This window comes from Streptomyces nanshensis, from assembly GCF_001751255.1.
Lineage (GTDB): Bacteria > Actinomycetota > Actinomycetes > Streptomycetales > Streptomycetaceae > Streptomyces > Streptomyces nanshensis_A.
This window is the reverse complement of record NZ_LJGW01000184.1, coordinates 1-7,863: the sequence shown is the minus strand read 5'-3', so window position 1 is coordinate 7,863 and position 7,863 is coordinate 1. Positions and strand designations below refer to the sequence as shown.

The 7,863-nt window shown below is 72.6% G+C and carries 6 protein-coding genes and 2 pseudogenes (1 of these 8 only partly in view); 7 read left to right on the top strand and 1 reads right to left on the bottom strand.

All coding sequences use genetic code 11. The annotated features are described in order from the left end of the window. Both AN218_RS11155 and AN218_RS11150 read left to right on the top strand, forming a co-directional pair. Nucleotides 1-448: pseudogene (locus tag AN218_RS11155) on the top strand (SDR family NAD(P)-dependent oxidoreductase); it begins 336 nt to the left of the window's first position. Further along, nucleotides 427-1,515 (top strand): threonine aldolase family protein, encoded by a 1,089-nt coding sequence (locus AN218_RS11150; protein ID WP_420855962.1) that lies wholly within the window; start codon nt 427-429, stop codon nt 1,513-1,515. Before AN218_RS11155 ends, AN218_RS11150 begins: the two are co-directional and overlap by 22 nt. Before the next feature lie 61 nt (nt 1,516-1,576). On the opposite strand, the gene AN218_RS11145 is transcribed toward AN218_RS11150, so the two are convergent. After that, complete coding sequence (locus AN218_RS11145) at nt 1,577-2,296, bottom strand: lysophospholipid acyltransferase family protein (RefSeq protein ID WP_070016650.1); 720 nt, start codon at nt 2,294-2,296, stop codon at nt 1,577-1,579. Between the two features lie 311 nt (nt 2,297-2,607). On the opposite strand from AN218_RS11145, the pseudogene AN218_RS11140 reads away from it, so the two are divergent. The 5 genes and pseudogenes from AN218_RS11140 to AN218_RS11120 form a co-directional block, all read left to right on the top strand. Next, nucleotides 2,608-2,943: pseudogene (locus tag AN218_RS11140) on the top strand (thioredoxin family protein); the annotation flags it as partial. 365 nt (nt 2,944-3,308) lie between these two features. Continuing rightward, complete coding sequence (locus AN218_RS11135) at nt 3,309-4,094, top strand: electron transfer flavoprotein subunit beta/FixA family protein (RefSeq protein WP_079132043.1); 786 nt, start codon at nt 3,309-3,311, stop codon at nt 4,092-4,094. A gap of 66 nt (nt 4,095-4,160) precedes the next feature. After that, nucleotides 4,161-5,123 (top strand): electron transfer flavoprotein subunit alpha/FixB family protein, encoded by a 963-nt coding sequence (locus tag AN218_RS11130; RefSeq protein ID WP_070016648.1) that lies wholly within the window; start codon nt 4,161-4,163, stop codon nt 5,121-5,123. Between the two features lie 215 nt (nt 5,124-5,338). Next, entirely contained in the window at nt 5,339-6,643 is a 1,305-nt protein-coding gene (locus AN218_RS11125) for a DUF6986 family protein (protein ID WP_070016647.1), read from the top strand. Between the two features lie 119 nt (nt 6,644-6,762). Continuing rightward, a partial coding sequence (locus AN218_RS11120; RefSeq protein ID WP_244900401.1) for a serine/threonine-protein kinase occupies nt 6,763-7,863 on the top strand: 1,101 nt, incomplete at its 3' end.

Below are 7,863 nucleotides of genomic sequence, written 5' to 3'. Positions count from 1 at the left end.
CTCGCCGTCCTTCGCCGAGACCGACCTCGCGGACTGGGACGCCCTGCACGATCTGCTGATCCGTACGGTGCAGCACACCTCGCTCGCCTTCGAAGGCCCGCTGGTACGCAGCGGCAACGGCCGCTATCTGCTCGTCAGCGCCGCGGGCGCGGGCAAGCCGACGGCCGGCAACGCCGCCTACGCCGCGTCCAAGGCCGCCGCCGAGGCGTGGACGCTCGCCCTCGCCGACGCCTTCCGCAAGGCGGGGGGCGAGGGGCCGCCGCAGGCCGCGGCTGCCATCCTTGTCGTCAAGGCCCTGGTGCACGACCAGATGCGGGCCGACCGCCCGAAGGCCAAGTTCGCGGGCTTCACCGACGTGACGGATCTGGCGGAGGCCGTCGCCGGCACATGGAGCGAGCCCACCGAGGAAGTGAACGGACAACGCCTGTGGCTGACCCCGAAGCCCTGAGTACGGACGCGACCGACGCGAAGCGCCGCCACGACCCCGGCATCCGCGGATTCGCCAGCGACAACTACGCCGGCGCGCACCCGGAGATCCTGGCGGCGCTCGCCCTCGCCAACGGCGGGCACCAGTCCGCCTACGGCGCCGACGAGTACACCGAGCACCTCCAGCGCACCGTCCGCAGCCACTTCGGCGCACGTGCCGAGGCCTATCCGGTCTTCAACGGCACGGGCGCCAACGTGATCTCGCTGCAGGCGCTCACCGACCGCTGGGGCGCCGTCGTGTGCGCGGACAGCGCGCACATCCACGTCGACGAGTGCGGCGCCCCGGAGCGCGTCGGCGGCCTGAAGCTGCTGACCGTGCCCACGCCGGACGGCAAGCTCACACCGGAGCTCATCGACCGCGAGGCCCACGGCTGGGACGACGAGCACCGCGCCATGCCGCAGGTCGTCTCCCTCACCCAGAGCACCGAACTGGGCACCGTCTACACGGCGGAGGAGATCCGGGCGATCTGCGACCACGCCCACGAGCGCGGCATGAAGGTCCACCTCGACGGCGCCCGCATCGCCAACGCGGCCGCCGCCCTGGACCGTCCGATGCGTGCCTTCACCAACGCCGCGGGCGTCGACGTCCTCTCGCTCGGCGGCACCAAGAACGGCATGCTCTTCGGCGAGGCCGTCGTCGTCCTCGACCCGGACGCGGTCCGCGCGATGAAGCATCTGCGGAAGCTGTCGATGCAGCTCGCCTCCAAGATGCGCTTCATATCCGCGCAGTGGGACGCCCTGCTCTCCGGCGACCTGTGGCTGCGCAACGCCCGCCACTCCAACGCGATGGCCCGCCGCCTCGCGGACGGCGTCCGGGACGTCGACGGCGTGGAGATCCTCTATCCCGTGCAGGCCAACGCCGTCTTCGCACGCCTCCCGAACGAGGTCAGCGAACGCTTGCAGAAGCGCTACCGCTTCTACTTCTGGGACGAGGCGGCCGGCGACGTGCGCTGGATGTGCTCCTTCGACACCACCGAGCAGGACGTCGACGGATTCGTCGCCGCCCTGCGCGAGGAGATGGGCCGCTGACGCACCGGCCGGCGGCGCGGCACCGCGGCCCACGGGCCCTCGCGGGGCCGCGCCGCGGACGCTACATCGCCTTCGCCTCGGCCGGCGTCGGTGCCGTCCCGCCCATGTGCGCGGGCAGCCACCAGGTGTCCTTCGGGTCCGAGGGCTTGCCCGGATAGGCGCGCTGCGCCGCCTCCAGCAGCTCCTGCATCCGCTCCCGCAGCCGCGAGGTCAGGCCCTCGGGCTGCTCGTCCGCCCCGGGGTGCAGCGGTTCGCCGACGCGTATGCCCACGGGGAAGTGGTTGCGCCCGAAGTCCCGCTTGTGGCCCTTGGTCCACAGCCGCTGCGTCCCCCACAGCGCCATGGGCACCAGCGGCACCCGCGCCTCCTGCGCGAGCCGCGCCGCACCGGACTTGAACTCCTTGAGCGTGAACGAGCGCGAGATGGTCGCCTCGGGGAAGACCCCCACGACCTCGCCGGAGTCCAGCGATCTGAGCGCGTGCCGGTAGGCGTCCTCGCCCTGGGAGCGGTCGACGGGTATGTGCTTCATCGCCCGCATCAGCGGCCCGGAGACCTTGTGCCGGAAGACCGACTCCTTCGCCATGAAGCGCACCAGCCGCTTCGAGGGCAGGGCGGCGAGGCCGGCGAAGATGAAGTCCAGATAGCTGATGTGATTGCTCACCAGCAGCGCGCCGCCGCGCAGTGGCACATGCTCCGTGCCCTGGATGTCGAAGCGCAGGTCCAGCGCCTTGAACCAGGCGCGGGCGGTGGCGATCACGGGTGGGTAGACGAGCTCTGCCATGTCGGGAGCCTTCCTGTCCGTCCTGGGAGGGAGTGGCTCCCGCCAGGTGCGCGGTCGTACCTACGGATGCGTAACTTCTGTCCGCCGCCGATGGTTCCTCATCGGGCCCGTGAGGACCACACCCCGTGCGGCTCCGGTCGCCGCGACCGCGCGGAGCCGGGCGGGAATGCCCGTACATGCCGTAAGTGCCGTACGGCGAGGCAGGCTTGAGGGGGAGGTTGACGAGGGGGCAGCGGAACGGAACGGACGGGCCCCGAGGATCATGAGCACCCCGGGGGACGGGGCAGACGGACGGCGAGAGGAGCGGTGAGATGCGGCAGCAGTCGGACGGTACGGGCGGCGCGCGCCTGGATCCCGCCGCGCTCGGCATCGGCGCACTCGGCCGCCGGGCGACCTTGGTGCAGTTCTCCAGCGCCTTCTGCCAGCCGTGCCGGGCGACGCGGCGCATCCTGCACGAGGTGAGCGCGATGGTCGCCGGAGTGGGCCACGCGGAGATCGACGCCGAGGAACACCTGGGCCTCGTACGGGAGTTGGGCATCGTCCGCACCCCGGCGGTCCTCGTACTGGACGCCGCCGGACGGGAGGTCGGCCGCGCCTACGGGCAGCCCCGTACGGCCGACGTCATCGCGGCGCTCGGCGCGGCCCTGGCCGAGGGCGAGGCCGAGGGCGAGGGCGAGGAGGGCGACCCGGCGGACTCCGGCGGGGGAGCGGCCGGTGCCGCAAGCCCCGACTCCGCGCCGCCGCCCCGTGATTGATCTCGCACCGGTCCCGCTCTTCCTTGACCCTCGCGGACCGCCTCGGCACCGTGACAGCGCGGTCACCGACGGCGCCGCCGGGCGGCTGCCGTGATTGAGTTGCCTTGGTGCTCCCGCGAAGCCCATGGGTTGGCAAGGTCACAGTTCCGGGCCTTGAGAACCGGGCACGCGCTGTGTGTACTGGCGAGTAATATCGAGACACGGGGTGCCGGTTCAGCGACGGACCGGACCGTAGGACAAGCAGTAGGAGAGCCGGCGTGAGCTTGAGGATCGTTGTCTGTGTGAAGTACGTGCCCGACGCCACCGGCGACCGGCACTTCGCCGAGGACCTGACCACCGACCGCGAGTCCGTGGACGGCCTGCTCTCGGAGCTGGACGAATACGCGGTGGAACAGGCCCTCCAGATTTCCGAGGACGCCGACGACGCGGAGATCACCGTGCTCACCGTCGGCCCCGACGACGCGAAGGACGCGCTGCGCAAGGCGCTGTCCATGGGCGCCGACAAGGCCGTGCACGTCGAGGACGACGACCTGCACGGCACCGATGCGATGGGCACCTCGGCCGTACTGGCCAAGGCAGTTGAGAAGACCGGATACGACCTGGTCGTGTGCGGCATGGCCTCCACCGACGGCACCATGGGCGTGCTTCCGGCGATGCTCGCCGAGCGCCTCGGCGTCCCCCAGGTGACGCTGCTGTCCGAGGTCTCCGTCACCGACGGCAAGGTCAACGGGCGGCGCGACGGCGACGCCGCGACCGAGCAGCTCGAAGCGTCCCTGCCGGCCGTCGTCTCCGTCACCGACCTCTCGGGCGAGGCCCGTTACCCGTCCTTCAAGGGCATCATGGCGGCGAAGAAGAAGCCCGTGGAGTCCCTGGACCTGGACGACCTCGACATCGAGGCGGACGAGGTCGGGCTCGAGGGTGCCTGGACCAAGGTCGACGACGCCACACCGCGCCCGGCGCGCACCGCGGGCACCGTCGTCAAGGACGAGGGCGAGGGCGGCAAGCAGCTCGCCGAGTACCTCGCGGGCCAGAAGTTCATCTGAGGCCCGCCCGAGCGACGCGAGAGACCGCCCGTCACCACCGCCCCACTCTTCCGCAGGAGCAATCCCATGGCTGAAGTCCTTGTCTACGTCGACCACGTGGACGGAGCCGTCCGCAAGCCGACCCTCGAACTGCTCACCCTCGCCCGCCGCATCGGCGACCCCGTCGCCGTCCACCTCGGGCCCGGCGCCGACCAGGCTGCCGCGACGCTCGGCGAGTACGGCGCGGTGAAGGTACTGGCCGCGGAGGCCGCCGAGTTCGACGACTACCTCGTCGTGCCGAAGGTCGACGCGCTGCAGGCCGCCTACGACGCGGTCTCCCCGGCCGCCGTGCTCGTCCCCTCCTCCGCGGAGGGCAAGGAGATCGCCGCCCGTCTCGCGGTGCGTATCGGCTCCGGCATCATCACCGACGCCGTCGACCTGGAGAGCGGCGACGAGGGGCCGGTGGCCACGCAGTCCGTGTTCGCCGCCGCCTTCACCACCAAGTCCCGTGTCAGCAAGGGCACTCCGGTCATCACGGTCAAGCCCAACTCCACCGCGCCGGAGGCCGCCCAGGCGGCCGGTACGGTCGAGCAGCTCGCGGTCTCCTTCGGGGAGAAGGCGAGCGGCACCAAGGTCGTCTCGCGTACGCCGCGCGAGTCGAGCGGACGCCCCGAGCTGACCGAGGCCGCGATCGTGGTCTCCGGCGGACGCGGCGTCAACGGCGCCGAGAACTTCCACGTCATCGAGGAGCTGGCCGACTCCCTCGGCGCGGCCGTCGGCGCCTCCCGCGCCGCCGTCGACGCCGGCTGGTACCCGCACTCCAACCAGGTCGGCCAGACCGGCAAGACGGTCTCCCCGCAGCTCTACGTCGCCACCGGCATCTCCGGGGCGATCCAGCACCGGGCCGGCATGCAGACGTCCAAGACGATCGTGGCCATCAACAAGGACGCCGAGGCCCCGATCTTCGACCTCGTCGACTACGGCGTCGTCGGCGACCTCTTCGACGTCGTGCCGAAGCTGACGGAGGAGGTCAAGACCCGCAAGGGCTGACCCCTCTCCGCACCGTTCGGCTCCGCCGACTGCCGCGCCGCCCCCGTACGTTCGAGCCGTACGGGGGCGGCGCGCTGCCGTGGCGGGGAGTCCCGGCCGCCGCAACGGGCAGCGTGGACGCCTGGTTGACCCCGCCCGAGCGCCCTGGATAGCTTCGTTCTACGAATTGTTGATTCCGTTGAGCGGAAAGTTAAGCGGAGACGAGAGGGGTCAGTGTGAGCGAGGACGGGACCGCGGCCACGAGTCTTCAGCCCGGCGTACGCGACGCCCTCGCCGCCCGCCTCGCCCCCGTCGACGACGAACTCGCCCGCCGCTATCCCGGAGAGCCGGCCACCCGCCAGCCCGTGCACACCGTCTATGTGCCCGCCGACGCGTACTCGGCCCGTACGGTACGGGCCTGGGGCGACCAGGCACTCGAACTGCTCGACGAACACGCCCCGGACGCCCGGTCGTTGGCCGCCGTCCTGGGAATGCCGGACGAACTGGCCGCCCCCGTGCACGACCGCGTACGGGCGAAGCTGGAGCGCGAACCCGTCGAGGATCTGCGCATCGACTTCGAGGACGGCTACGGCCACCGCCCCGACGCGGAGGAGGACGCGGCCGCCGCCCGCGCCGCCCGGCTCGTGCGCGAGGCGTGCGCGGAGGGCGTCGCGCCCCCGTACACGGGCATCCGCATGAAGTGCATGGAGGCCGCCGTACGCGACCGAGGCATCCGCACCCTCGACATCTTCCTCACCGGTCTGCTGGAGGCCGGAGAGCTGCCGGACGGGCTGGTGCTCACGCTGCCCAAGGTCAGCCACCCCGAACAGGTGGCGGCGATGGCGCAGTTGTGCGGCGAGTTCGAGAAGGCGCGCGGACTGCCGGACGGGCGGATCGGGTTCGAGATCCAGATCGAGACCACGCAGTCCGTCCTGGGCGCCGACGGACGTGCCACCGTCGCCCTCATGATCGACGCCGCCGGGGGGAGGGCCACCTCCCTCCACTACGGCACCTTCGACTACAGCGCCGCGTGCGGAGTGAGCGCCGAACACCAGGCGCTGGACCACCCCGTGGCCGACCACGCCAAGGCCGTGATGCAGACCGCCGCCGCGGGGACGGGCGTGCGCCTCTCCGACGGCTCGACCAACATCGTCCCGACCGGGCCGACTTCACGGGTGCACGAGGCCTGGCGGCACCATCACGCCCTCGTACGGCGGTCGTTGGCGCGCGCCTACTACCAGGGCTGGGACATGCACCCCGGCCATCTGCCGACGCGGTACGCCGCCGTCTACGCCTTCTACCGCGAGGGCATGGAGCGCGCCGCCGCACGCCTCGCCGCCTACACCGGCAACGCCGGCGCCGACGCCGCGGTGATGGACGAACCGGCCACCGCCCGCGCCCTCGCCGGATATCTGCTGCGCGGCCTGGACTGCGGCGCCCTCTCGCCCGGCGAGGTCGCCCGGTACTCCGGGCTGACCCGCGCGGACCTCGACGGTCTGAGCGGACGCAGCGCCGAGACGGGACCCAACTCGGCACCGTAGTCTGGCCCTTCGCCGGGAGACGAAGGGGACCAGCAGTGCGGACACCGGGGGAGCAGCCGCCGGCGGGCGGTGGGGGCGGCGGCACGGGACCGGAGAGCGCCGGAGCGGACCCGGACGAGGTGGGCAGGCTCCTCGCGGGCCGCTACCGCGTCACGGGCCGCATCGGCCGCGGCGGCATGGGCATGGTCTGGCGGGCCGCGGACGAGGTGCTGGGCCGCCAGGTCGCGGTCAAGGAACTGCGCACCTTCACGGACGCGGCCCCGGAGGAACTGGAAGAGCTGCGCACCCGGATGCAGCGCGAGGCACGGGCCGCGGCGCGCGTACGGCACGAGGGCGTCGTCGCCGTCCACGACGTCACCCAGCACGACGGCCGCCCGATCATCGTCATGGAGCTGATCGAGGGCCCGTCGCTGGACGACGTGCTCCGCGAACGCGGCACCGTGGCGCCGCGGGAGGCCGCCGCCATCGGGGCCAAGGTGATGGACGCGCTCGCCGCCGCGCACCGTGCGGGCGTGCTGCACCGCGACGTCAAGCCGGGCAACGTGCTGCTGGAGAACGGCACCGACCGCGTCGTCCTCACCGACTTCGGCATCGCCGCCGTGGAGGACCCGGACGACGGCGCGAACACCCGGCTGACGGGCAGCGGCGAACTCGTCGGCTCGCTCGACTACTTGGCGCCCGAGCGGGCGCGCGGCGAAGCACCGAGCGCCGCATGCGACGTCTGGGCGCTGGGCGCGACGCTCTACGCGGCCGTCGAGGGCTCCGTGCCCTTCCGCCGTACCTCGACCTGGTCGACGCTGAATGCGATCGTCGTCGAGCCGCTGCCCGAACCGCGGCACGCGGGACCGCTCGGGCCCGTCCTCGCCGAGCTGTTGGCGAAGGACCCGGCACAGCGCGCCGGCGCGGAGCGCGCCAAGGCCCTGCTGGAGTCCGTCGCGCAGGGCGGGACCCCGGCGGCCGGCGCCTCCTCGACGATGCGGCTCGGAACACCGGGACGCCCGCAGCCGGAACGGGGAGCGAGCCCCGAACAGGCGCACGGGCAGCCGGAGTTCGCGGGGCAGCGGTCCCGACAGCCGGACGCACAGGGCGAGTCGGCCCCGCACCCCGCACGCTTCCCCGACCATGTGTACGCGGCGGCGCCCTCGAGCTCGGGCCCGGGCGGGAAGCGCGGCACCGACCGGCACACCGTGCGCACCGGCGCCGTACGCGGGGACGGCCGC

Bases quoted from the DNA above. Each gene is read 5' to 3' on its own strand.
- AN218_RS11145 (WP_070016650.1), bottom strand. From the start codon at position 2,296: ATGGCAGAGCTCGTCTACCCACCCGTGATCGCCACCGCCCGCGCCTGG.
- AN218_RS11130 (WP_070016648.1), top strand. From the start codon at position 4,161: ATGGCTGAAGTCCTTGTCTACGTCGACCACGTGGACGGAGCCGTCCGC.